Source organism: Streptococcus sp. HF-2466 (assembly GCF_015594645.1).
GTDB classification, from domain to species: domain Bacteria; phylum Bacillota; class Bacilli; order Lactobacillales; family Streptococcaceae; genus Streptococcus; species Streptococcus anginosus.
Window position 1 is genome coordinate 18,461 of record NZ_JADNQU010000011.1, and the last position, 25,634, is coordinate 44,094.

At 41.8% G+C, this 25,634-nt stretch carries 27 protein-coding genes; 2 read left to right on the forward strand and 25 right to left on the reverse strand.

The window, feature by feature from the left end:
- The first annotated feature begins 54 nt into the window (after positions 1 to 54).
- Positions 55 to 678, forward strand: a complete 624-nt coding sequence (locus IYQ91_RS08295) for a TetR/AcrR family transcriptional regulator (RefSeq protein ID WP_022526405.1) — start codon at positions 55 to 57, stop codon at positions 676 to 678.
- Positions 679 to 783: 105 nt separating this feature from the next.
- Here the strand turns inward: IYQ91_RS08295 and IYQ91_RS08300 are convergent, their stop codons facing one another.
- The 18 genes from IYQ91_RS08300 to IYQ91_RS08385 form a co-directional block, all read right to left on the reverse strand.
- Positions 784 to 2,361 (reverse strand): ABC1 kinase family protein, encoded by a 1,578-nt coding sequence (locus tag IYQ91_RS08300; RefSeq protein WP_195673539.1) that lies wholly within the window; start codon positions 2,359 to 2,361, stop codon positions 784 to 786.
- 108 nt (positions 2,362 to 2,469) lie between these two features.
- The gene (locus tag IYQ91_RS08305; RefSeq protein ID WP_106079424.1) at positions 2,470 to 2,748 is read right to left on the reverse strand and encodes a phasin family protein; all 279 of its coding nucleotides are present in this window, start codon (positions 2,746 to 2,748) and stop codon (positions 2,470 to 2,472) included.
- Between the two features lie 92 nt (positions 2,749 to 2,840).
- Positions 2,841 to 4,175: an Nramp family divalent metal transporter gene (locus IYQ91_RS08310; protein WP_229311748.1), complete on the reverse strand. Its 1,335-nt coding sequence runs from the start codon at positions 4,173 to 4,175 to the stop codon at positions 2,841 to 2,843.
- Positions 4,176 to 4,276: 101 nt separating this feature from the next.
- Complete coding sequence (locus IYQ91_RS08315; protein ID WP_195673538.1) at positions 4,277 to 4,639, reverse strand: DUF1304 domain-containing protein; 363 nt, start codon at positions 4,637 to 4,639, stop codon at positions 4,277 to 4,279.
- A gap of 12 nt (positions 4,640 to 4,651) precedes the next feature.
- On the reverse strand, positions 4,652 to 5,086 hold the full coding sequence (locus tag IYQ91_RS08320; protein WP_195673537.1) for a MarR family winged helix-turn-helix transcriptional regulator: 435 nt from the start codon (positions 5,084 to 5,086) through the stop codon (positions 4,652 to 4,654).
- A gap of 92 nt (positions 5,087 to 5,178) precedes the next feature.
- A complete protein-coding gene (locus IYQ91_RS08325; protein ID WP_084740599.1) occupies positions 5,179 to 5,790 on the reverse strand; it encodes an HAD-IA family hydrolase in 612 nt (203 codons plus the stop codon).
- The gene (locus IYQ91_RS08330; protein ID WP_195673536.1) at positions 5,787 to 7,064 is read right to left on the reverse strand and encodes an MATE family efflux transporter; all 1,278 of its coding nucleotides are present in this window, start codon (positions 7,062 to 7,064) and stop codon (positions 5,787 to 5,789) included. Before IYQ91_RS08330 ends, IYQ91_RS08325 begins: the two co-directional genes overlap by 4 nt.
- Before the next feature lie 135 nt (positions 7,065 to 7,199).
- On the reverse strand, positions 7,200 to 8,684 hold the full coding sequence (gene thrC, locus IYQ91_RS08335; RefSeq protein WP_195673535.1) for a threonine synthase: 1,485 nt from the start codon (positions 8,682 to 8,684) through the stop codon (positions 7,200 to 7,202).
- Positions 8,685 to 8,855: 171 nt separating this feature from the next.
- Positions 8,856 to 9,479: a V-type ATP synthase subunit D gene (locus IYQ91_RS08340; protein ID WP_020999427.1), complete on the reverse strand. Its 624-nt coding sequence runs from the start codon at positions 9,477 to 9,479 to the stop codon at positions 8,856 to 8,858.
- A 13-nt stretch (positions 9,480 to 9,492) separates the two neighbouring features.
- On the reverse strand, positions 9,493 to 10,884 hold the full coding sequence (locus IYQ91_RS08345) for a V-type ATP synthase subunit B (RefSeq protein ID WP_195673534.1): 1,392 nt from the start codon (positions 10,882 to 10,884) through the stop codon (positions 9,493 to 9,495).
- The gene (locus IYQ91_RS08350) at positions 10,871 to 12,661 is read right to left on the reverse strand and encodes a V-type ATP synthase subunit A (RefSeq protein WP_195673533.1); all 1,791 of its coding nucleotides are present in this window, start codon (positions 12,659 to 12,661) and stop codon (positions 10,871 to 10,873) included. The genes IYQ91_RS08345 and IYQ91_RS08350 overlap by 14 nt, the downstream gene beginning before the upstream one ends.
- Positions 12,662 to 12,765: 104 nt before the next feature.
- Positions 12,766 to 13,461, reverse strand: a complete 696-nt coding sequence (locus IYQ91_RS08355; protein WP_195673532.1) for a GNAT family N-acetyltransferase — start codon at positions 13,459 to 13,461, stop codon at positions 12,766 to 12,768.
- A gap of 7 nt (positions 13,462 to 13,468) precedes the next feature.
- Complete coding sequence (locus IYQ91_RS08360; protein ID WP_003028571.1) at positions 13,469 to 13,789, reverse strand: V-type ATP synthase subunit F; 321 nt, start codon at positions 13,787 to 13,789, stop codon at positions 13,469 to 13,471.
- Positions 13,779 to 14,789, reverse strand: a complete 1,011-nt coding sequence (locus IYQ91_RS08365) for a V-type ATPase subunit (RefSeq protein WP_195673531.1) — start codon at positions 14,787 to 14,789, stop codon at positions 13,779 to 13,781. The genes IYQ91_RS08360 and IYQ91_RS08365 overlap by 11 nt, the downstream gene beginning before the upstream one ends.
- Before the next feature lie 11 nt (positions 14,790 to 14,800).
- Positions 14,801 to 15,391: a hypothetical protein gene (locus IYQ91_RS08370; RefSeq protein ID WP_195673530.1), complete on the reverse strand. Its 591-nt coding sequence runs from the start codon at positions 15,389 to 15,391 to the stop codon at positions 14,801 to 14,803.
- 46 nt (positions 15,392 to 15,437) lie between these two features.
- Entirely contained in the window at positions 15,438 to 15,917 is a 480-nt protein-coding gene (locus IYQ91_RS08375; RefSeq protein WP_003032013.1) for a V-type ATP synthase subunit K, read from the reverse strand.
- Between the two features lie 96 nt (positions 15,918 to 16,013).
- Positions 16,014 to 17,972, reverse strand: a complete 1,959-nt coding sequence (locus IYQ91_RS08380; RefSeq protein ID WP_195673529.1) for a V-type ATP synthase subunit I — start codon at positions 17,970 to 17,972, stop codon at positions 16,014 to 16,016.
- Positions 17,962 to 18,285, reverse strand: coding sequence for a hypothetical protein (locus IYQ91_RS08385; protein WP_003032005.1), 324 nt, complete (start codon positions 18,283 to 18,285; stop codon positions 17,962 to 17,964). Before IYQ91_RS08385 ends, IYQ91_RS08380 begins: the two co-directional genes overlap by 11 nt.
- A 236-nt stretch (positions 18,286 to 18,521) precedes the next feature.
- Here IYQ91_RS08385 and IYQ91_RS08390 point away from each other — a divergent pair, with 236 nt between their 5' ends.
- Positions 18,522 to 19,367 carry a MurR/RpiR family transcriptional regulator gene (locus IYQ91_RS08390; protein ID WP_126466380.1) on the forward strand — a complete coding sequence of 282 codons (846 nt, stop codon included), beginning with the start codon at positions 18,522 to 18,524 and terminating at the stop codon, positions 19,365 to 19,367.
- Positions 19,368 to 19,434: 67 nt separating this feature from the next.
- On the opposite strand, the gene IYQ91_RS08395 is transcribed toward IYQ91_RS08390, so the two are convergent.
- From IYQ91_RS08395 to IYQ91_RS08425, 7 genes are all read right to left on the reverse strand, one after another.
- Positions 19,435 to 20,319, reverse strand: a complete 885-nt coding sequence (locus IYQ91_RS08395) for an ROK family protein (RefSeq protein WP_195673528.1) — start codon at positions 20,317 to 20,319, stop codon at positions 19,435 to 19,437.
- Between the two features lie 18 nt (positions 20,320 to 20,337).
- Positions 20,338 to 21,255, reverse strand: coding sequence for a dihydrodipicolinate synthase family protein (locus IYQ91_RS08400; RefSeq protein ID WP_195673527.1), 918 nt, complete (start codon positions 21,253 to 21,255; stop codon positions 20,338 to 20,340).
- A 25-nt stretch (positions 21,256 to 21,280) separates the two neighbouring features.
- A complete protein-coding gene (locus tag IYQ91_RS08405) occupies positions 21,281 to 21,928 on the reverse strand; it encodes a DUF624 domain-containing protein (protein WP_048800195.1) in 648 nt (215 codons plus the stop codon).
- Positions 21,929 to 21,952: 24 nt separating this feature from the next.
- Entirely contained in the window at positions 21,953 to 22,405 is a 453-nt protein-coding gene (locus IYQ91_RS08410; protein ID WP_195673526.1) for a YhcH/YjgK/YiaL family protein, read from the reverse strand.
- A gap of 13 nt (positions 22,406 to 22,418) precedes the next feature.
- Positions 22,419 to 23,249: a carbohydrate ABC transporter permease gene (locus tag IYQ91_RS08415; RefSeq protein ID WP_003071171.1), complete on the reverse strand. Its 831-nt coding sequence runs from the start codon at positions 23,247 to 23,249 to the stop codon at positions 22,419 to 22,421.
- Between the two features lie 16 nt (positions 23,250 to 23,265).
- Positions 23,266 to 24,153, reverse strand: a complete 888-nt coding sequence (locus tag IYQ91_RS08420; RefSeq protein WP_003074939.1) for a carbohydrate ABC transporter permease — start codon at positions 24,151 to 24,153, stop codon at positions 23,266 to 23,268.
- Between the two features lie 111 nt (positions 24,154 to 24,264).
- Positions 24,265 to 25,590 carry an ABC transporter substrate-binding protein gene (locus IYQ91_RS08425; protein WP_037596356.1) on the reverse strand — a complete coding sequence of 442 codons (1,326 nt, stop codon included), beginning with the start codon at positions 25,588 to 25,590 and terminating at the stop codon, positions 24,265 to 24,267.
- Positions 25,591 to 25,634 lie beyond the last annotated feature (44 nt).

Here is a 25,634-nt window from a genome sequence, read left to right on the forward strand (position 1 = left end):
TTTGCTAGACTACATATATTTTTTAAATTAGAATATTTATAAGGAAGGAGCAAGATGGTACTTAATACGAGAGAAAAAATTCTAGAGGCTTTTTTTGAGCTTGCTATGGAACATCCAAATAAAATGCATTTTTCTTTAGCAGAAATTGCCAAAAAAGCTGGAATTTCAAGACAAGCCATTTATAAACGTCATTTCAATGGAAATCATGAAATTCTAGACTATATTCATAAAGAACTTGATGCTGAATTTCGAATGATTTTTCAAACTTATGATAAGAAAGTTTATCCTGATCCTTTTGTCTTTTTTGCAGAGGTAGTGATTCCTATCTTATACACCCACCGAAAACAAATCAGCTGTCTTTTTACAACAGCAGCAGATCCATATTGGAGGGAATTTTTACGAAATACCTATGGACAATGGATTGAACAACATATTACGATTGACTATCAAACATTAAACATTCCAAAAGAAAAGGCTGCTCAAGTTCTTGTTAGAGGAATTTTGATCTTTATCGAAATTTGGATTACCCAACCTGAACCTACCCCTCCTGAACAATTTGCAGAAACCTTTTTAAAGTTGATTCATTTCCCTCTCACAGACTATGTTTGTTTCAAGCAAACTTCCTCTAATGACAAACTGATCGTTACAAACAGTTTGGAAGATAAAGAAAGGGAGTGAAACCGAACTAATCTTGAAAATTCTTAGTTCATAGTCTCATCTCCCATAGCTCTTCTGAGCTTGAAAAACGGATGAAGAAGTAAGTTGTCACGCTCACTTTTTATGTTATTTTTTTGTGGAGCAGATGATAAGATAGAATAACCACACTAATACCAATCCTGCTAATGTTAACAGAAATTTTGCTAAAAACAGTATGTCTGGATTAAGGGTTAAAATCCCTCCTGTCAGTAATAAAGCTAGGAAGACAAGGCTTAGTACAAGACGATTGGCTAAGGATTCAATACGCCGAAATCGTTGATTGTAGTCAATTAAGTCATGGTTGACAACCAAGCGACCGTTCACCACTTGCTCCACAAGTTGGTGTAGTCGTCGCGGAATACTTTTTCCATGCCGTAGCAAGTAAAGTAGTTCGATTAAGAAAGAATCGTAACTCAAAGTCTGGTGCAAGATGTCTGATTTCATATTTTCGAGGAAATATTGCTTGGCTAAAGTCATCAGATTGATGTTAGGAGCTAACTCGCGAAAAAGTCCCTCAATTTGCAAGGCTGCTTTTTCTAAGATCGTCATCTGGGACGGTACTTGCAAATGATGACGCCTACAAATCGCTACTACGTCCTCAAACATATTTGTAATAGACAAGGAGCCTAACTCTAAATTGCCGTATTTGGTTAGCATGCGTTCAACGTCTTGCTCTAATTGCAATTTATTGATTGGTTCACTAGCAGTCGTAATGGTCAGAATGGCTTGTGTCATCGAGTCAATATCCTGTGTCGTAAAACTAGACAACATGTCGTTTAGAGACACACGAAAACCCGTTTCCAATTCCCCCATAATCCCAAAATCAATAAAATAAATCTTTCCTTCATAGATCAAAAGATTGCCCGGATGTGGATCACCATGAAAGAATCCGTCTTTAAAGACTTGCTTGATAAAGCTCAGCATGAGTTTCTGACCAATATCTGCCAAATCGTAGCCGGCTTCTTGTAAAAAAGCATATTGATTGATACGGACACCAGGAATGTATTCCTCGACAATCAAGTGCGGAGTAGTAAACTCTGGATAAACCTTAGGAACTCCCACACAAGGAATATCTTGATTATATTGGGCGAACTCATCCATGTACTTAGCTTCGTTGCGAAAGTCAATTTCGTTCAGCAATGTTGTCTGCAACTGTTGCAAAATCTTTGGTAAATCCACCATGGGCAGCAAATGTTTGGGAAAATGACGGGCTAAACGAACCAGAAGAGCAAGGTCTTCTGTAATTTGCTCTTGAATGTGCGGACGCTGAATTTTCAGTACTACTTCATCACCATTTAACAAAACAGCACGATGAGTTTGTGCCACGGAAGCGCTCGCCAAATGCTCTTGTGAAACATCTGAAAAGAGTTGCTCAATCGGACGCTTTAACTCATCTTCAATCGCAGCCATAACCGTTTCTTTGTCCAAAGGATTGACGTCATCTTGCAGCTTGCTCAATTCCTTGATATAGATTTCTGGCAATAAGTCACTACGGGTAGATAAAATTTGACCGATTTTTACAAAACTGGGTCCTAGTTGTTCAAAAACTTCTCGCAATTGCTTGGGAGCTTTTTTCTCGTCCAACGGTTTTTTTCGATCTTTCAGATTGGACCAGCCGACTGCACTAAAGGCTGTTAGAATCTCTCGTAAGCGTTTATTTGCCATAAGGTTATCCTCATTCTGCTTGTTATCATTATTTTTTCTTTCAAATCCTACTTTTAGTTTAGCAAAAAACGCAGCCTTTATAAAGTTGTGACTGCGTTATCAGGAAGATTATTCTTCTGTTTTTGAAAATCCTTTGAGTAGCTGATCTAGTTTATCTTCTAGTCGTTCAATATCTTGCTTGGTTGCATATACATTATCTATGTGTTCAACTTGACTTTCAGCGGTTTGTTCTTTTGCTTTGCGCTTTAATTCTGACTGAAGCTGCTTGCCTTCATCCACCGTCAAGCGACCTTTGGCAATCAATTCTTTGACAAATTCGGTAGCTTTATCATAGGTCATAGATGTCAATCCAATACCTGCCAGCAAAACTTTTTTCAATTCGTCCATTTTAACACCTCCATATATGCAAATCTTTCCTCTTTCATTATAGCGCTTTTAAGCCATTTATTCTAGAGAAAAATGAAATGATAGACAAATTTTTAAAACAGATCAACTACAAGTTTTACATTCAAAATGGTTAATAAAATAGAAACGGCATAAGCTAAGTAGGTATTCCATTTGCTGTTGACAAATTCGCCCATGAGCTTTTTATTAGAGGTGAAATACACGAGTGGAAAGATTGAAAATGGCAAGGCGACTGAAAGAAAGACTTGGGAATAGACCAAAAGATTGTCTAGCACTTGTTCTTTGTCTCCGTATAAAATAGCAACAATCACAACTGGCAAAAGAGCTAATAAGCGGGTTACCAAGCGGAGAAACCACGGTGGTAGCTTCATGTTTAAGAAGCCTTCCATCACAATTTGTCCCGTTAAAGTTCCTGTAATAGTTGAGTTTTGACCACTCGCTAACAAAGCGACTGCAAAGAGCGTTGAGAGGATCGGGCTAGCAATAGCTCCAGCAATTTGAGGGTCTTTTAAGGCGTTGTACATTGCAGAAAAAGCACCAATTTTATCCGCATGACCAAAGAATAAAGCTGCTCCTAAAATCAACAGCAAAGAATTAACCACAAAAGCCAAACTCAATTGAATATTCGAGTCCCACGTCATAAACCGTACAGCTTCATGTACAGATTGTTTAGCCTTGTAGTTAACTTTTCGCGTTTGGGCGATAGAAGAGTGCAAATACAAATTGTGCGGCATAACCGTTGCCCCTACAATGCCCAGTGCCAAGGTCAAAACGGACGTTCCATTTTTACTAGCCGTATGTTGATAAGCTGCCACGTTTGGCAAATATCCTGATAAAATATGATGAAGATTGGGCTTTGCAAGGATTACCAGATATAAGAAAATCAATAAAATAGTTAAAATCAGCGTTCCAACAATTGCTTCAATCTTACGAAAGCCCAATTTCATCAAAAAAAGCAACAAGAAAACATCAAAGACTGTAATCAAAATTGAAAATAACAAAGACCAACCAAATAGTAAATGAAGCGCAATCCCTGCACCGATGACTTCTGCCAAGTCCGTTGCCATTAAAGCCAACTCTGTAATAACCCAAAGGAGATAGCGAATTGGCTTTGACGTATGAGCCGCAATGGCTTGTGCCAAATCCATCCTTGTGACAATTCCTAATTTTCCCGCCATTTGTTGTAACTGCATAGCCATTACAGAAGAAACCAAGACAGCTGATAAGAGCAAATAACGATAAGTGGCACCACCTACAACACTTGTAATCCAATTTCCCGGATCCATATAACCAACGGCAACCAACATTCCCGGCCCTGAAAAAGCTAATAAAGTACGAAAGAAACCAGCGTTTTTAGGTGTTGCAATGCTTTGGTTAACTTCACTTAAGGAAACCTTTTTGTCTGACATTTCTATCATTCTTTCTATTGTAGAATTATTTCTACTATATATTATAGCACAAACTATTAACGGTGGTTAATTTATATTTTTATAATGGTTAATATTTGGTGCTATTTAAACAATAAAATGCTTAGAATAGCTAAAATCGCAGGTCCGCCCTGAGTCAAGATGATTTTCTTGTTAGCTGTGGCTGCACCATACGCTGCGACCCCGATAACAAACAAAACAAAAATGGTCACCATTTCTAAATTATGTGAAATATACAAGCTATATAGTAGGAAAAGAGCTAAAAAGGCATTGTAAATCCCTTGATTTTTAAACAAGGAAGTGACGGACGGGCGAGATAATTCTTCCTTTGTCATATTAAAGACTCGGCTGGTGCTGTCTGACTGGGTAGCGATACTTTCTAGATAAAAAATATAGAGGTGTTCCAGTGCGACAAGTGTAGCTAATATAGTAGTAATGAGTGACATAATTTTTTCTTTCTAATGTTTTTCCACGGTAATCTGATCTAAGCCAGATACAAGTTTTTCTAATAAAGTGCTCAGCGTCCTTTTCTCATCATTCGAGAGAACTTTTTCCATTTGCTTTTTAACATTTACATGATAACTCGGTGGATCATGCAAAAGCTGCCCTTTTGCATGATCTGTTACATCCACTAAGACTTCTCGTTGATTTTTGGGATTGCGGCTCCGTTGAACATAACCGCGCTCTTCTAAAAGTTTGAAATGCCGAGTTAAAGCCGCAGGATCGATTTTTAAGACCTCTTGCACAGCAACTTGACTGCATGGAGCATTGTCCAATAAAAAATCCAGTATCTCGTACCGCGTTAAGCTAATTTCTAATTTTTTCTCAAAGAGTTGCGTGATGGCTTGATCGGTTAAATGCAATTGATATAGCAGGTGATGAATGGCAACCATATATTCTCCTTCCTGGCTTTAATTGACTAGTCAATTATTGATAAATCAATTATAGACTATCAAAAAAAGAAAAGCAAATATTTTGCTCCCCTTTAACAGATTATCTGTTTAATCTCTAGTAAATGGTTGATTTCGTGATTAATGTTTGGTCGGTCATCGCAGAAATTGATTGATTGAATACCGCTGTTAAAGGCAACATCTACATCCAACGTCCGGTCGCCGATATAGTAAGTGCTTGTCTTATCCAGCTGGTATTTCTCTACGAGATAGTTCACACCTTCTGGGTCGGGCTTCCTTGCAAATCCATTAGCAGTAGTTACAATTTCTGTGAAATAATCCAAAATCTCTAAATCCGCCAAAATTTGATAAGCATTTTTCCCTTTATGAGTATAGACAAACTGCTGAATATCTGCTTCCTGCGCCCAAGTAAGAATAGCCTTAGCACCATCCATGAGCTGAATGTGAGCATTTTTCTCTTGCAAACTTTGACCTCGAAAGCGGTTCATCTCTTCAGCATCTAAACCTTTTTCTGTTGCGACTTTTTCCAGTAATTTCTGAACAGAATGTTGCAAGATATAAGCATGGATAGCTGGTCTGTCAAAATCCAAGCCATAGTGCATATAGGTTTCCTCAAGCCCCGCCAAAATCGCATCATAAGAGTCCAGCAAGGTTCCGTCCAAATCCCAAATAAAAGCTCTTGTCATGTTTGACTCCTCATTTTTCGTTGATAGATGATTTGTAAAAAAATCCAGCGAAAGGTATTGTCCAAAAGGGTGGCTGTCCAAACTCCGGGCAAGCCCAATCCCAGAGTTACTCCCAGAAAGTAGCCCGCCACAATGCGAATCAGCCACATACCAACCGTCGTGGCATAAAAAGGTAACTTCGCATTGCCCAATCCTTGCCAAACAGCCGTGTAGATGACTGTTCCTGCTGTCATAGGCACACCCAAAAGTGAAAAAAGAATGACCGACAAGCTAGCTGTTACAGCGCCGCTATCCTTTGTATAAAGATGTGTTAGTGGCTGTCCAAGTGCAAAAATAAGCAGAGCCACCGCTAGCATGAGTCCAAGAGATAGCCAGTAGGTCTGCTTCGTCAGCTTTCTAACTGTTTGAAAATCTGCCTGTCCCACCGCATGAGCCACTAACATAACCGTTGCAGTAGCGACTCCAAAACCCGGCATATAGTTAAACTGAGTCAGAACCTCTCCAATAGCATTTCCCGCAACGGCATCTGTCCCGAACTTAACGATAATGGCAATAATCACCACATCTCCAGCCCGCATCATCAGCCGCTCTCCAGCAGCTGGCAGAGATAAACGCAACAAGTCCCAATCCAGCCTCCAACTCCAAGGCGCTAAAGGCAGAGACAATTCTTTCCATAAAATCAAAACGCCTACCAGACGGGCTAAAATGGTGCCCAGCGCCACTCCAACAATTCCCATGTGGAAAATAAAAATCGCAATACTAGAAAAAAAGACATTGAGCAGATTGCTTAAAAAGCTGATATACATAGGCATACAAGGATTGCTAGTTGCTCGAATCAAGGAGCCTAGCGTAGTCATCAGACCCAAAAGGAGAATCGTCCCCCCGATTAAAGCCAGATAAAGACCACCTGCATTGGCGACGACAGGCTCCGTTCCCAGCCAAGCTAATATCTGGCGTCCAAAAACAAGCGAGAAAAGCCCCAGAAACATACTCACAAGCATGGTGAGCTTAATGGCTTCACTAGTGTGATAAGCCAGATTGTCTCGGTCTCCTTCTCCCAAACTCTTGGAAATGAGACTGGTTACTGCTGCTCCCAGCGCAATAAAAATGGCTTGGTAAATCGTAACGATATTACCAGCAACCGAAACTCCTGAAATAGCCACGAGACCGAGACTCGCTACCAAATACGAGTCCACCATTCCCATTAGCATCTGCAAAAAGTTTTCGACCATGGCTGGTAGGGCAATATTTAAAATCTTTTTATAAGTAGTCATACATCATGAAACTCCTGCTTTTGATTATACACTTTTCTGCACTTTGCTGGCAATATTTTGTTTACACCCTGTTGCAATCTGAAAACACTCAGCTGGTAGCCAACTGAGTGTTTGTTACAAAAATTTATTAGATTATTAAAGTCCTAAATAGCTTTCTACTGCTGCCTGCATTTGGTCAGCAGCGACAGTCGTTTTATGGCGGACTTGTGCGTTTTCTAAGCCATCCACCGCTGGCGGAACTGCCACACCGGAAAGTTCATGTAACTTAGCCAATGCTTCAAAATCACTCAGGCCTGTCTGCCCAGTCACAGCTTCGACTGCTACTACTGGGAATTTATAAGGGCTAGCGGTTGAAGCGATGACTGTTTTGGTCTCATCACCTGTAGCTGTCCGGTATTTTTGATAAACAGCTGAAGCGACCGCTGTGTGCGGATCTTCAATGTAATCAGACGCTTCATAAACTCGTTTGATTTCAGCTGCTGTCTCAACTTCGGTGGCATATTCTGCCGCAAAGAGTTCTAAAATAGCTGGGTCAAAATCAGTCAACTCATACTGACCATGCTGATTGAGAGACTTCATCAAATCCGCTGTCTTTTCTGCACTATTTCCTAACAGGTGGAAAATCAAACGCTCTAAGTTTGAAGAAACTAAAATATCCATAGACGGACTAGAAGTTACCTTAAAGCTGCGCTTTTTGTCATAAACATGTGTCTTAAAGAAATCTGTTAGGACATTATTTTCATTAGAAGCACAAATCAACTTGCCCACCGGAAGACCGATTTGTTTAGCATAATAGGCTGCTAAGATATTGCCGAAGTTTCCAGTTGGAACAGCAAAATTAACTGCTTCGCCTGCCTGAATCTGACCAGCCTTAACCAACTGTGCATAGGCATAAACATAGTAAACAATCTGTGGCACCAAACGCCCGATATTCATAGAGTTGGCAGAAGAAAATTGCAACTTGTGCGCTGCTAGCCGCTCACGAAGAGCCGCGTCATTAAACATACGTTTAACATTGGTCTGGGCGTCATCAAAATTGCCCTCAATAGCCACCACATGAGTATTGTCCCCCGTCTGAGTGGTCATTTGCAGCTCCTGAACCTTGCTGACACCATCTTTAGGGTAAAAGACGATGATTTCCGTTCCTGGCACATCGGCAAAGCCTGCCATAGCTGCTTTTCCGGTATCACCAGAAGTCGCCGTCAAAATGACAATTTTATTTTTCAAACCATGCTTTTTCGCTGCTGTTGTCATCAAATGCGGGAGAATAGACAAAGCCATATCCTTGAAAGCAATCGTAGAACCATGGAATAGTTCCAAATTGTATTGCCCATTCAGTTTCACCAGAGGAGCAATCTCTGGCGTGTCAAACTTGCTGTCATAGGCATTGTTAATGCAGTTATCCAGCTCTTGATCTGTAAAATCATCTAAGAAAGCAGATAAAATCAATTTTGCAACTTCCTGATAGGAAGCGTCTTTGAGTTTAGTAAAATCCAGTTCCACCTGCGGATAAGAAATCGGCGTAAAGAGACCACCATCCGTTGCTAACCCCTGCAAAATAGCCTGACTGGCTGTCACCGTATTGTTTGCATCACGCGTTGATTGATAAACTAAAGTCATGAATTTTTGTCCCTTTCGTGTAGTCTGTTCTATTATAACATGATTTATCAGAAAATTCCCGCATTTTATGGGAAATGTGAGAGAGTGGAGTTGGAGATTTTTATTGTTTATATAGCTACCTCAAAAAAACAAACGGACGTGAGTTCATAGAATCCACCATCCGTTTTGTTTTTATTTCACCTTCATTACTCTCACTAGACTAGCGCGCTCGGCTTCTTCTAGCTTCATTTCGATATAATGAATGGTTTCTGTGAGATCTGGAATGGTTGCATACTCTAAGCCATTGACCCGACGGCGGGTCTTTTCAATCTCATCTGCCATCAGCTGGCAGCTCTTTTCAATCTCTGCTAAGTGCAGGAGGTCGGGCAATAAGTTGCCCATATCCTCAATCGTCTCATCCATCTGGCTGTTAGAAGCCACATAGCTATAAACCACATCTCCCTCATCATCACCATAAGGATTATCAATATGAGCATGCATTTTTGGCACCTGCACACTCATGATATTCTCCTGTTCGATATGGAGGTTGACTTCTCGCATAGGGACAGCAAAAATCTCTTCTACCATGAGGTCACTTTCCAAGGTTTTCGCCAATACAAAATCCTGCATGTGACCAACCAGAGCTGTTTCAACTTTTTGGCGAAGGCGGTTGTTTTCGCGAACAGCTTCAATGAAACGACGCATCAGTTCATCTCGCTTATCCTTGAGAAGTTTATGACCGCGAGTAGCTGTTTTCAGGCGCTCTTTCAGGTTGTTCAGCTCCATTCGGGTTGGTTTGACATTTAAACGAGCCATTCAGATCACCTCCCTAGGCTTGCTGTTTACTTTCTGGTAAATATTGATCAATCATGTCGTCCTTGATCCGCTTAAGCTCCGTCCGTGGCAAAACAGACAACAATTCCCAGCCTAAATCCAAACTTTCTTCAATCGTCCGATTGGTATAAAAACCTTGATTGATATATTCTTTTTCAAATCGATCGGTAAATTGAACATAGAGCTTGTCGGTGTCAGATAAGGCTGATTCTCCTAATATAACCGCTAATTCTTTGGCTTGTTTGCCTTGTGCATAAGCCGCAAAGAGCTGATTCATAGTTGCTGCATGGTCTCCCCGAGTCTTTCCCTCGCCAGAGCCCTTATCCTTAAGACGCGAAAGAGACGGCAGTACGTTAATCGGTGGACGATAACCGCTGTTGTAAAGGTCACGCGACAGGATAATCTGACCTTCGGTGATGTAACCTGTCAAATCAGGAATGGGGTGAGTGATGTCATCCTCAGGCATAGTGAGAATGGGAATCTGCGTCACTGAGCCTTTCTTCCCCACCAAGCGCCCCGCCCGTTCATAAAGGGTGGAAAGATTGGTATAGAGATAACCCGGATAACCACGGCGTCCCGGCACTTCTCGGCGAGCCGCAGATACTTCACGCAAGGCCTCGCAGTAGTTGGTCATATCTGTCATGATGACGAGAACGTGCATGTCCTTTTCATAAGCCAAGTATTCGGCAGCCGTCAAGGCAATCCGCGGTGTCGCAATCCGCTCAATAGCAGGATCATTGGCTAGGTTGATGAAGAGGATAGAGCGATCAATAGCTCCCGTTTCCCGCAAGTCGTTCATGAAAAATTCGGCTTCTTCAAAGGTTGTCCCCATAGCTGCAAAAACGACTGCAAAATTTTCTTCTGAATTGAGCACAGTAGCTTGACGAGCAATCTGGGCAGCCAATTCCTTGTGAGGCAGACCTGAACCAGAGAAAACTGGCAATTTTTGTCCCCGAACCAAAGTATTGAGGTGATCAATGGCTGAAATCCCAGTCTGGATAAACTCATCGGGATAATCTCGCGCGACCGGATTGATGGCTTGACCGTCAATATCCAAGTATTTTTCCGGCAAAATATCTGGTCCACCGTCAATAGGCTTGCCCATACCATTGAAAATCCGTCCTACCATATCTTCTGATACTGGCAATTCAAGCGGTCGACCAGTAAAACGCACCTTGGCTTTTTCTAGATTGATACCGCTGGAGCCTTCAAACAGTTGCACCATCGCCTTGTCTTCCTGCACTTCCAAGACCTGCCCCTGGCGCTTGGTTCCATCATGGAGCTGGATTTCCACCAGCTCATTAAAATGCACACCTTCGACTTGCTCCACAATCATCAAAGGACCAACAACTTCACTGACGGTACGGTATTCTTTAATCACGTTCATTGTCCGCTCCTCCTTGTGCAAGAATCTCATGCAAGTTTTCTCGAATAGCAGCATCCAAATTACAAATTGCATCCAGCTGCTCTTCTGGGATAAATTTAGAGCGAGCAATTCGATCTCGCAACTCCACAGTACCGTTCATGATTTCGGTAAAGTAGGCACCTAAATTCAAGGCACGATTGGCTTCCTCATCAAATGTTAAAATATTAGTGAGCAGAGTTACTTGTTTTTTAAAGGAAGTGTAGGTGTCAACCTCATCAAAAGCATTCTGCTGCAAGTAATCCTCACGAATCATTTTTGCTGTATTCATGGTGAGGCGATCCCTTTCAGACAGAGAATCCAGACCGACCAACCGCACGATTTCCTGTAGCTCACTCTCTTTTTGGAGAACGTTCATCGCCTTGGTCACTTTTTCCGACCAAGCCAACTGTTCATGCTGATTGATATATTGACCCACCTCGTCTAGATAAAGCGAGTAAGAGCTAAGCCAGTTAATCGCAGGGAAATGGCGACGTTGTGCCAACTGAGCGTCCAAGCCCCAGAAAACTTTGACAATCCGCAGAGTGTTTTGCGTGACTGGCTCAGAAATATCTCCACCCGGAGGGGAAACGGCACCGATTGCGGTAATACTTCCTTCACGATCACCTCTCCCTAAAGTTTTAACCCGACCAGCTCGTTCGTAATATTCAGCAATACGGCTGCCCAGATAGGCTGGATAGCCTTCGTCACCTGGCATTTCTTCCAAACGCCCTGACATTTCCCGCAGAGCTTCTGCCCAACGAGATGTTGAATCTGCCATGATAGCCACAGAATAGCCCATATCTCGGAAATATTCAGCAATCGTAATCCCTGTATAGATAGAAGCCTCACGCGCTGCAACTGGCATATTAGACGTATTGGCAATCAGAACAGTTCGTTGCATGATAGACTGACCAGTCGTTGGATCAATTAGCTCTGGAAATTCATTGAGCACATCGGTCATTTCATTGCCCCGCTCACCGCAACCCACATAAATCACGATATCCACATTGGCAAACTTAGCAACCTGATGCTGAACGACCGTCTTGCCTGCTCCAAAAGGACCTGGAACGGCAGCCGCCCCGCCCTTGGTGACTGGGAAAAAGGTATCAATCACTCGTTGGCCCGTCACCAAAGGCTCCTCTGGAATCAGCTTTTGAGCAAATGGGCGACCTCGGCGAACCGGCCACTTCTGCATAAGACTGCCGACAAAGACGGAGCCGTCTGCCTGTGCAATCTCATAGACAGGCTGATCGACAGTATAGCTCCCCGCTTCTATCTTAGTCACACGACCGCTGACACCAATCGGCACTAGAATGCGGTGAGCTACTAATGTGGTTTCTTGAACCGTTCCCAGAATATCTCCAGCGGTCACCTCTGTTCCAATCTCCAGACAAGGCACAAAGTCCCACTTGGTCTCTCGATTCAGATGAGGCAGTTGCACTCCACGCACCAGGAAATCACTCTGCGTCACCGTTTGAAAGCGTGCCAAAGGCCGCTGAATTCCATCAAACATTTGCGAAATCAGCCCCGGCCCCAACTCGACCGACAACGGACTCCCCGTCGTTTCCACCGGCTCTCCTGGTCCAAGCCCAGAGGTTTCTTCATATACTTGAATGGAGGCCTCATCTCGACGCATCTCAATGATTTCCCCAATCAAGCCCAAATTGCCCACACGACAAATATCCTGAATATTCGCTTCCTGCATCCCAGAGGCGACCACCAAAGGACCTGAAACTTTTATAATCTTTCCTTGACTCACAATCTTCCTCCATTCTTTGGGAGATTTTTGCTTATTTTCTATTCTTGCCGTGAGCTTGAAATCTTTCTTAGTTATCTCTACAGCAAAAATTGATACTTCTTATTTTAAAAATCAGACAAAGCTTTTATTTGTTGCCCATTTTCATCGAAATTATCTGGGCTTAGCCATTTTTCTAAACGAATTTTAACCGCTGGCCAGTCCTTGTCAATCATGGCTAGCCAATCAGTGTCTCGGTTCCGCCCTTTATAAACAACCGCCTGACGAAAAGTGCCTTCGTAGATAAAACCAAGCCTTTCTGCTGCGTATCTTGAAGGTTGATTGAGTGCATCGCATTTCCACTCGTAGCGGCGATACTCCAGCTCCTCAAAAACATAGCGTGCCAACAGATATTGGGCTTCTGTCGCCAGTCTGGTTCGTTTCAACTGGGGCGAATAGGTCACAGACCCTACCTCAATGACACGGCTGCCCCGATCAATCCTCATTAAAGCAAAAGTACCTAATGCCTTGCCACTCTCCTTATCTACAATGGCATAGTAGAATCGATCCTGAGCTGCCAGCATCTGATCTAGCAAGACCGACCATTCTTCCTGACTTTGAACAGGATTTTGAAAGAGATAAGTCCACATGTCAGCAGGAGAATCCGGACCATAGACTTCATACAAATCCGCCCCATGTTTGTCCTTGGACAGGCATTCAACGATAACATACCGTCCTTCTAGTCGCTCCATCTTGGGCAAATCTCCCGGTTTGAAATTCGGCAGGGCATCTCCAATGGGCTGGCCTAATTCATTTATTTTCATAAAAACCTCACAATATATCCTGTCCAACTGCTTTTTCTACGTTCTTACGAATACGTCTCTGTCCTAATCCTGTTACTCCTTTATGAGTCGGGATTAAGATAATCGCTGGCAACACTTGCTTATCATAGTAAGCCAGCGTTTCAGGGATTTCAGCAGCCATGTCTTCTGTCAAATAAATAATAGCAAAATCTTCTCGGCTCAGTCGTCGTAAAGTATTCACCACATCGGTCGCTTCGGTGACTGGAAAAGTCTGAAAACCAATCAGGCGAAAAGGCAGAATGGCATCGCGATTCCCCACCACACCAATTTTATAAGTTTTACTGGCCATAAATCGGTCTCATCCTTTCTTTGATGATCTCTACTGGAAGCTGGTTCGTCAAACCAGTCAAAATAAGTCGAAGATTCTTCACTTCCAACTCTTTTCCAAATAAATAACGAACCAGCAGAAGCGGACCACTTGTTTCAAATCGTCCTTGCTCTAAGAGTTTAAACTGAACCAAGTCTGCCAAATATTCCAGTTCAAGATTTGTCAACTTACCCGAACGCATTTTTTCTTCATAAGTGCTCAGTTCTGCGTCAAATTCCAATGGATTAACTTTGGAAAACCAGCCAGCAAGATCGCCTTTTTCAGCCAACTCAATCCACTCTACACTCGTCAAAGAGCCTTCATCTGATAACAACTGTGTCATGAAACTGTGCGGTTTTTGGTGCCGAATAGCTCGCTGCACCGTTACTGCATTATAAAAATCAATTGTCAACCGCACCAGTTGCTTGAGCCGCTCATCTTCAAATGCAGACTCCAAGCTTTTTAAGTGCTTGAAATAAGCCAGATCCATTCCAATTTCCAGAACGCGTACATCTTGATAATCTTGATATTCCGCCCAAGTCGCCGCCATTTCATCCGCCATCAATTTAGGACAATGTTCAGCAGAAAAGGTTGCAACCAAATGCTCCAAAATATCTAAAGGATAAGGTCCAACAGAAATCAACAGATGCTTTAAATTCAAACCTGTCGCCTTGTGCTTAAGCAATACCTTAAGATTGTGATAAGTATATTTGAGCGTAAAAAACTCCACCAAAGCAGATTCTGGACTAACTTCAAAAGCCCAAGCATACTCTGCAAACAAATGTTTCATGAGAAACCTCTCAATCGCATTTAAGTCTGTTAGTTGCTCATAATCCAGATTATAAACCGTTCCTTCCAAAGCTGCTGACCGACCTTCAGAAGTGAAAGTCCGCAACAACTGCTCGTATTGCGCTAAGCTTAAAAAGCTACTCTCATGAATGCTAATTTCTGTATTCACTTGAGCGAAGGTCTTTTCATTCATAGAACGCCTCCTTAGTCTGCTTCATCTTGGAAAATCGTCTGAGCAAGCTGATAACTCTCCTCCTGCCACAAAGAATCTACTAAATTGCGATAGAGGTAATTATAGTCAATATTGCCTCGCGAAAGGAGAAAACCTGCTTCTCCATTCACAGGAGAGGAAGCCAATCTTACGTGCGGATAGTGCTCTAATAATCGTTCCAATTGTCCAGCCGAATATTTAACCAATGTCCGTGAGCCAACTGTCAAAACAAGCTCTTCTTGCGGATACTTTTTTAAGACCTGCTCCAAGAAAGCCTGCTCCTGCTCGATCGACCAAGCCGTCATTTGCTCATAAGCCCCCGCAAATAATTCTTTCAAAATCCCTTCCTTAGTCGCCAAAGTAGACTGACGTTTTTCATTTTCAAGCTGCTGCACTTCACGCTGTACCTGACGATTGATCGCCTTTATTTCTTGCTCACGCTGTTGCAGTTTTTCTTGTTTCAACCGTGCTTCTTGCTCTTTAGCTTCACGCTCAATAGACTCTTTAGCATCGGCTAATAACTGCCGCCCATTTTCATGCGCTTGCTCCAAAACCGAATCCCTCAAATGAGATTCAAATTCCATATCTGCCTCCTTCTATGAAATCTTGTTTCAAGACATTGAACCTGTCTCATTTTACATTCAAAACCATCAAAAGAGATACAACAAAGGCAAGGATAGCATAAGTTTCTACCATGGCAGCAAGGATAACCCCTTTCATGACATCTTCAGGTCGCTTTGCCAAAATCTGCATGCCAGCGGTTGCTACATTTCCTTGGTATTTAGCAGAATAATAACCAACGATTCCGATTGGAAGTGCGGCAAAAAAGAGGGCTAGACCTGTTTGAAGAGCCATCTCAGGTTGAATTTTAAAGAAAATCAAAATCCCGATAACAAAACCATACAAACCTTGCGTACCTGGCAAAAGTTGCAAAATCAAAGCACTGACGAATTTCTCAGGTTGCTCTTTTAACAGGGCTGCCGCAGCCTGACCGGTCGCTCCGACATTACGCGCAGAGCCAATACCGCTGAGGAAAATCGCAAAAACCACACCGAGTGCTGCGAAAAAGGCACCACCGTAAGTTGAAAAATAAGATGAAAAAGCTTGCATGAATAAACTCCATTTCTAATAGTAAACATTATTTATTTGGTTATTTTGTCAATGACATAAAACTTCTAGCTGAGTTGCTAAAATAATTTAGCTGTTCTATTTTTTGTAGCGGACATATTTCTCTGCTGGTTTTAAGGGTTTAAAGGCTTTTCCGCCACCGTCATAGAATTTCCCAAAAAACTCAACGAAAATCAAACGCGCTCCGTGCACATAGCCTGATAAAAAGGAGAGAAACATATTGATACTGTGGAGGGCGAGAAACAACACAATGCCAATACTGAAGCGAGCAAAAGGTGGAAAGAGACTAACAATTAAGTTAAAAGCTGAGCCAATGCTTGCACCAGCAAGCCCCAAAGCCATAAGTCGCGTAAAGCTCACCAAGTCTCCCACATAGCTACTGATATTGTATAGATTAAACAGTGCAGGACCCAAGCCTTTCAAACTTTTAGCGCTGATAATAGAAACCAGTACAATGCCCACAGCATTTACAGTAGCCAGCCATTCTCCGATAAAGCCGACCATAGCAAGATCTGGGAACAGTCGCCCCGCTGCTAGCAAAGCCAACCCGATGAGAATCAACATCCAAGCAAAACCCGAATTATAGGCTGCCGCATAATCCTTCATGCGGATATTCTTTTTACCACTGAGGAAAAGTCCTGTCATGACTGTCACAAAGCCAATCACGACCGAAATAATCAAAATAGTGATCACATCTGTGCTGGTATCAATGAGCGCAAAAGGCAATTTGAAGCCAAAGAAAGAACCATAAATCACTCCCCAAAGTGCAACGCCAATTCCTAAAATTCTAAAAAAGCGTAAATTCTTTGCCAGGCTTGGCTTGACATGTAAAGTCTTCAAAGCCCAAGTCGTTCCGCCAAAAAGCAACAAACCATAGCCAATATCAGCCGCCATCATGCCAAAAAAGATAAAGTAGAAGACCGAAACAACGGGCGTTGGATCTTTATCTTCGTACTTCGGCAGCGAATACATCTCTGTCACCAGCTCAAAGGGCTCAATCAGAGCATTATTTTTAAGTTTTGTCGGGACTCGCTGTCGATCGGCTTCCGTCAGTTCATGGATTTGAAGCAAGACAGCACCGCCAAATTGCTGCGCGAGACCCGTTTTCAAATCTTCTATCTGCCCCTGCTCCATCCAACCCTCTAAAGCAACCAAATTCTGCGTGCTGGCAAGGGCTTCCTTGCTCTCTTGGCGAGAGGTGAGATTCAAAATATAGTCCAATTGAAGCTTGAGCTGTTGCAGCTCCTCATTAGATGCCGCTAGTTGTGCTTGCGTTGAAGTTATGAGTGCTTCTTGCTCTTTTATCGTCTCTTGCAAGGCTGTCAAACGCTCTTTTGGTAATTCTTCAAAGGCATATTCAAAAGGTTTGAAACCAAGCTCTGTCAAGAATGCTTGCATTTCCTTAGCTGTTTCTGCTTTACATAGCACAAGAATTCCACTTTCTGTGGTACTGGTGAAAATCTCTTGGACTTCCAGATTAGGATAGTCCCGCAATCGAGCATTTAGCTGATTGTTCTCACTGCTTGGAATGCTTCCCACAAACGCACGAAGATGTTTAAAATGCTTAAGCGCTGACGGCGTAACGGCTAAACTCGCCCATTTTTCTAGCTCTGCCATCTCCGACTGAGCTCTTTCTTTGACTTCCTGCGCTCTTGCCAACGCTTGAAATTGTTGCTGAATATTGACAAGAAGAGCTTCTTCATCACGCGCCTGCCCCGCTTGCTCTAAATCCACAAACGTTATTTCCAAAGGCACTTCCTTCAACGACTCCAGTAATTTTTTCTTGGGCACAAACGCCTGCAAACGTTCAATCATATTGGCAAGTTTTTCCTGCCGCCGAGTCAAAGTTTGAAGATGTTCCGAGAAAGACTTATCAGGATTCCACACCAACTCTTGCTCAAAAGCTCCCTGCCAAGTCTCTTTTGCCTGCAAATCCTGAATCTCAACTGACTGGAGATTTTGCAAATAAGAAAGGACATCATCCAACAAATCTTTTGGCAATAGCAACGACAACTCTTGCATGTGACTAATGGCCATATTTTTCTACCACCCTGTCCACAATCATTTGCAGCAGTACCTCTTTTTTATTTGACAAAGCTGCTTGGGCTTTTTCTTCGTTCTCTTGTCTCGTTTTTTCTAAGTCTTGTGTCAAGTTGGCAATCTCTTTTTCAGATTGTTCTTTTAACTCAACAAGCAATTGTTGCTTTTCTTCATCATAGACTTTCTCTAGCTGTTTCAGATTGCTGCTAGCTTGCTCTCGCAATTCCTGAATTTGACTTTTATAGCTCGCCAACACTTCATCTGCTGCTTGCTCGATTTCCTGCATTTGCTCAAAAGTAGCGTTCGTCATGTCTTGCACCTCCTTTGTATCATACAATGGCTGTAACGTTTACTTGTGTAAATTATAACACATTTTCAAACCATTCGTCACAAAGTTTTATTGGTTTTCTTCGCTTAATTGAAATCATTTCACCCTATGCTATTTATCAAGCTACCTAGCGTCCTATTTTGTAAAACTATGTTATAATACAAATAGGTTTTTCAAAACATTTGTTCTATATCATTACAAGTAAAGAGAGTACATCTATGGAAAATACGCAGCATATCATGGCGAGGATTGAAAGCCATTTTGATAGCATGACTGACTTAGAAAAGCGGATTGCCAACTACTTTTTGAGCCCTTCTAGTATCTATGACGATCTCTCTTCTCAAAAAGTTGCGCAAACTCTCTACATTTCTCAAGCAGCCTTGACACGCTTTGCGAAGAAATGCGGATTTAAAGGCTACAGAGAGTTTAATTTTCAATATATTCACCAGTTGCAAGACAAATCAGAGCAAACTGAACATTTGCAAAATGACTTATCTCGTAGAGTGCTGCGAAACTATGCTCAAATCCGTCAACAAACTGAGGAATTGGTTGATGAAGACAAATTGCTACGCGTTGCCAATCTTATCGAAGCAGCTGACCGCGTCTATTTCTTTGGAACTGGAAGCTCTGGTCTTGTCGCACGCGATATGAAACTGCGCTTCATGCGGCTTGGTGTTGTCTGCGAAGCGTTGACAGATCAAGACGGCTTTGCTTGGACAACCAGTATCCTAGATGAAAATTGCTTGGTTATTGGATTTTCTTTGTCCGGAGGAACGCAATCTATCATCAACAGTCTCATCGACGCTCAAGCAATGGGCGCTAAAACGGTGTTAGTAACAGGACACCCCAACAAAGTCAAAGAAAACTTTACTGAAATCATCACCGTTGCTACTCAAAACAAGCCGGAGTATATCTTACGCATCTCAGCACAATTTCCTATGCTACTTATGATCGACCTCCTTTATGCCTTTTTCCTAGAAATTGACCGAGAAAGAAAAGAAAAAATCTTCAACAGTTTTTGGGAAAATCAAAAATTAAATGGCTATTACAGACGACACAAATAAGGCACCAAACAAAAATGAGCATCTCCTCACTAAGGATTTGCTCGTTTTCATTATAGAAGGCTTTTCGTTAATGATGTTTATTTTTAAAGTGATAATAAGCTCCAAACATCCCCGCAGCATTTTGATGATGAGCGAAAGCGAGCTTGGTTTTTTCAGCAATACTTGGCACCAAACAGGCTTTCATAGCAGCCTCAATTCGAGGACGGAGAATGGCTTCTTGACCCATAATGCCGCCACCTAAGATCACGACTTCGGGATTGACCACATAGCAAATATTCGCAATCCCTTGCCCCAAATAATTGACCATGCGGTCGATTCCTTGGATACAACGTGCATTTCCTTCTGTTGCTTCTTTGAAAACGCGGCGTCCATTCCACATAGTCGGATCTTCTCCGTGAAGCTCTGCTACATAATTGACCAAGGCAGTCGTTGAAGCCACATCTTGGAAAGCACCGTCTGGCAGATACACATAGCCGACTTCACAGGCCGAATTACTAAAACCGTGGAAAACCTGACCGTCCACCAGCAAACAACCACCAATCCCTGTTCCAATCGTCAAACAAATCGCAATACTCGCTCCCTTGCCGCTGCCTGACATGACTTCCGACAGACCAGCACAATTGACATCATTTTCAATTTCACAAGGAATGGAAAATGCTTCTTCCAACACTTTCTTGAACTGAGTACCTGCATAGTTCGGAATCTGAGGACCAGCATAAAAGATTTCTCCTTTATCTGGATCGACCATTCCAGCCGAGGAGATACAAACCCCAGCAACTGGAATTTGTTCTAAATAACGTGCTACAATTCCCTTTACCTTGCGCAAAATTTCTGGACCGCCCTTATGAGCCTCTGTTGGGATTTCGTGCGCTTCCAACAAGGTGTCGGTATCATCAATCAGACCATATTTGATATTTGTTCCACCAATATCAATGGCAATGTATTTTCTCATAATCCACCTCTTTTTCTATTATAGGAATGCTTCCTTAGCTGCACAAATCAAGCGCGCCGCTTCTTCTACAATCGGACGATCCGCGTCTGTAATTGGTGTTAATGGAGAACGGACAGAGCCGATATTCAGATTTTCATTGATTTTCAAGACTTCCTTGATGACGGAATACATATTCCCATGAGCAGCTGTTAATTTCCCGATGATAGCATTAATGGTAAATTGCAGTTCTTTTGCTTTTTCCAATTCTTTGTCAGCAATCAATTGATTGAGCTTCAAGAAAAGTTCTGGCATTGCGCCATACGTTCCGCCGATACCTGCTCTTGCTCCCATCAGGCGGCCGCCTAAGAATTGCTCATCTGGACCATTAAAGACGAGGTGGTCTTTCCCACCAAGTGCTGCAAAGGTTTGAATGTCTTGGACAGGCATAGAAGAGTTCTTCACACCAATCACGCGTTCATTTTTGAGCATTTCTGTATAGAGACTCGGCGTCAGAGCTACACCTGCTAACTGTGGAATATTGTAAATCACAAAATCTGTCTGCGGCGCAGCTGCGCTAATGTCGTTCCAATATTGGGCAACCGAGTATTCTGGCAAGCGGAAGTAAATCGGCGGAATAGCCGCAATAGCATCCACTCCCAAACTCTCTGCATGGCGCGCCAACTCCACACTATCCTTGGTATTGTTGCAAGCGACATGGGCAATAATCGTTAATTTCCCTTTTGCCACCGCCATGACTTCTTCCAAAATCAATTTCCTATCGGCAACGCTTTGGTAGATACACTCCCCAGACGAGCCATTAACATACAAGCCCTGAACTCCTTTTTTGAGGAAATATTCTACTAACGCCCGCACACGCTCCGGACTAATCTCACCTTGGTTATCATAGCAGGCATAAAAGGCCGGAATGACCCCTTCGTATTGTTTTAAATCTTTCATAGTTTATTCTCCAAGTTAATTGGTTTTATCGTTTATACTTATTAAAAATAGTTTCCATAATAGGCAATTGCAAAAATCCTAAGGCTGCAAAGCCAACTAATACAAAAAGAGTAAAGCCCAGTAGCAATACAAATCCTGAACTAGAGAGGAAAAAGACAATTACAGCTAATAAGGCTATCATCAAAAAGAACCACGGGAAATGCAAACTCACCATGATCAGTCCCGTTTGTAATAGATCTTTTACCGTCATTTCAAACTTAGCTGCCAAAGGATAGATGCATAAAAACAGCAAACTAGTAAAAATGATGACACCGATACAAGTTGCTTTTAGCATTTGAAACAGCATTGTTTCCTGCCTCCAAAAAAGCACGAGGTCAAATAGACTGATTCCTACAAGTAGCAGTTCTAGCAAACCAAGTTTTAAACCGACTTTCCAATTTTTTCTAAATGCTTGCATGTACATCGCTGTGACTTTTACGCGACGCGCACCCTTGATTTCAAACAAAGTTTCATACAAGCTAATTTTGGCAATACCAATCGTAACAAGTGGTAAACAAGACAGCAGAAAAAGAAGATTGACTGTCACTAAATCAAGAATTTTTTCACAAATTCTCATGAATAAATTATCCGTATTAAAAATAGATTTCACTAACTGAGAGCTTTTGTTCTCCATGCTCAATCTCCTTTATTTTTCTAGTTAGTCAAATAGCACTTTTACCACGCATTTCTTGACCGTCAACCCCTTGCCAGCAAAACCATTTGGGTGATGAGCTTCTTCTGGTAAAAACGCCACAAAATTCCGATGATCCAAAACTAGCGGATAGACTTGGTTGCAAGTGTTAAAACCAATATCTTTCTCTGCATCATAAACCCTGCGAAGTTCCGTTTGCTCATAGCCATACTGGATTATTTCTCGCCCTTCCAAGAGAAAATGCAAATCCAAATAACGATGATGAAATTCAAAGCCATCATTCTCTTCTTGATTAAGCTCATTTTCCTGCACAAAGAAGAAAACTTTGTCTCCATTAATCTCATACCGTCCTAACTCATAATTACTTAAATCGTGAGTTAGGAGATAATCAATGGCACAATCTAAATGATTATGGATACCTTTGTAATGGGCGAGATTTTCCAATTCATCGAAAATCATTCGTTTTCCCTCCTTATCCTTTCACAGCTCCCATGGTAATACCTTGTGTGAAGGATTTTTGGAAGACAAGAAAGACGGTTACAATCGGAACAGCTGCCATCGCAGCACCAGCCATAATCAAACCATAATTCGTTGCCATTTCAGCTTGCATCGTTGCCACTCCAAGTGAAATCGTTAGATTCTGCCGCGATGTCAGCATGACCAATTGCATAAAGTAATCATTCCATGTGTTGATAAAGGTAAAAATGGCAAGGGCAGCAAAACCTGGTTTTACAATTGGAAAAGCTACATTCCAAAAAGTCCGAATTTCACCACAGCCATCAATCTTAGCAGATTCCAACAATTCCGTTGGGATATTTTCACTAAATTGCTTCATGAGGAAAACCCCAAAAGGCCAACCGACAAGAGGCAAAATAACTGCAGCTAGTGTATCATGAATTCCCATAAAGTTGACAATACGGACCAAAGGAACCAGTACTACTTGTTTAGGCAGAGCCATAGCAGCGATAAAAGTTGCAAAAAGAATCCGCTGCCCATAGAAACGTTTTTTAGCCAGAACATAACCCGCTAAGGCAGAAGTAATGCAGACCAAAAACATGGTCGCTAGCGAGATAAACACACTATTCCACATCCATTGCAGGGCCGGGTTTTGCACCATCAGCTGTTGGAAATTTTCTAATGTTGGCATCTTAGGCCACCATTGAGGTGGAATGACGATCGTATCTGGCTGCGATTTGAAAGCCCCTGTTAAAATCCAATAGAAAGGAAAAACAAAGAGAACGGTCAACACCAAGAGAATAATCGTTGACATTACCGTAAAGGCACTCATTTTTTTCTGTTTCATCTTGTCTCTCCTTTCTTTAATATTCGACGTCATTTCCAAGAATCTTGAATTGGGCAAAGCTAATCAAAGCAATCATGACAGCTAAAAATACTCCCATGGTATTAGCATAACCATATTCAGATAACTTGAAGGCTTTTTCATACAGGTAATACATCAATGTACTGGTTGAATAGTTTGGCCCTCCGGATGTCAACAGCTGAATCAAGGCAAAACATTGGAAGGAATTGATTGTTGTAATGATCGCAATATACAGAGTTGTTGGCAAAAGACTTGGCCATTTAATCTTCCAGAAAACTTGCAGCTCTGTCGCTCCATCAACACGCGCAGCTTCCACCAATGAATTGTCAATATTTCCCATAGCAGCAATATAGAGAATAATAGGCTGCCCGACAGAAGTTGTCAGCAAAATCACAATAATCGCCATCAACGCCCAATGCTTATCACCCAGCCAAGAAATATTCTGATTGATGACATGACCCGACTTCAGGACGAAATTCAAAATCCCTGACAGTGGGTCGTAAATCCATTTCCATACAACCGTTACAGCTACACTCCCTGTCACCACTGGCAGGAAGAAGACAAACCGATAAAATGACCGTGCAATCGCATTCTGACTATAGGTTTGAGAAGCCACAAACAAAGAGAACAACACAACAATTGGTACCGAACCAATAACGATAATCACCGTATTAATGAGAGATTTAATAAAGACTGGATCTTTAAACATTCGTGAGTAATTGTCCAATCCAACGAATGAAAAGGATGTCATAGAATAATTAAAGAAACTCGTTACAAATCCCATCACCATCGGTGCCAATACAAAGACAATAAAGAATAATAGAACTGGTGCCAAAAAAGCATAGGAAATCACCGTTTCTCTCATTCTTATTTTATTCACTTTCACATTCAACACCTCATTTAGCTAGAGGAGATACTGACCTCCTCTTTTTGATAAAAAATTCCCTTTTCCTATTTTATGAAACCAACAACAGAAAAAGGGAAATCGTTACATTATTTATTTTTTACTTTTTTTAATGGTTTCATTTGCTTTTTCTGTAAAGGTCTTCAAAGCAGATTCAACTTTTTCATCGCCATTTGAAACAGATTGCAACATTGGGAACCAGAGTGTTCTCATTTCTGCAAATCCATCAATCGTATTGTAATATGGTGAATAATATTTTGTCCAAGTGCTGATTGTTTCCATCCGTTTGTCATTATACAATTTTCCAAATGAGGAACGGACTGGGAAGGCACCTGTACGAACAACATTTTTTGGCCCCCACTTTTTATCATCCGCAATAAATTTGACAAACTTTTTAGCAGCTTCTACTTTCTTTTTATCTTTATTGTTAAAGATACCAAAACCATTTACAAGGTATTCCAAAGCAGGTTTTCCGTTATCTGATGGGAATGGCACTTCCACAACTTCGACGCCACTGGCTTTCAAGAGTTTAGCTTGGATGCCTTTTTGCGCAGGTGCCCAAAGAACAGTATAAGAAGTTTGCCCATTCGCAAAGTTTTGAATATCTGCTCCACCATCGAATTGAGAGCCGTTTGTCATCAAACCATCTTTAATCCAGCTCACTGCTTTGTTCAAACCTTTGACAAAGTTTGGACTGTCCGTTGTATATTTTGTCACCTTATCATCTGTTACAGAACCACCATAAAGATTTGAAATGAAAGCACGTGTACCTTGGTCACCACCTTGACCATTACTGAAGAGTGAGCCAGGAGTATACCCTTTAGCTTTCAATGCTTTTAATACTTTTTCAAAGTCAGCAGTTGTCCAACCCTCTTTAACAAGGTCTAACACACCAGCTTCTTTCAGCATTTTCTTGTTCAATGCCATGTAAAATGGCGCAGAGCTAATTGGATACATATAAGCTTTGTCACCAGCTTTGCTGGCTTGAATGATTTGATTGTTATTGACATCTTTGACAAAATCATTTGTAAAGAGATCGTTCAATTCTGCCAATTTACCATTTTTACCATATTGAATGATCCGACCCGGTGCGTCAAAGAGGACATCTGGTGCTGTTCCTGCTTCAATCGCCGTTGTGATTTTTTCTGGACCAGATTTGAAATCAATTGTTTCTAGTTTCACTTTAATATCTGGATTGGCTTTTTCAAATGCTTTGATAATTTCTTTTTCATAAGTTCCAACACCATCGTTTGCTTTTTCTTGCGTGAAGACTGGGAAAGCCCACCAAGTAATCTCTGTCTTACCAGAAGAATTACCTGAATCAGCCGACTTGTTTGAACCACCTGAATTTCCACATGCTGCCAAAGATAAAATTGCAGCTCCTGCAACTAACGAACAAAGTATTTTCTTCATCCTCATATTGTTTCTCCTTTTATTGTCATCCTTTTTAGGATAAAATTGTT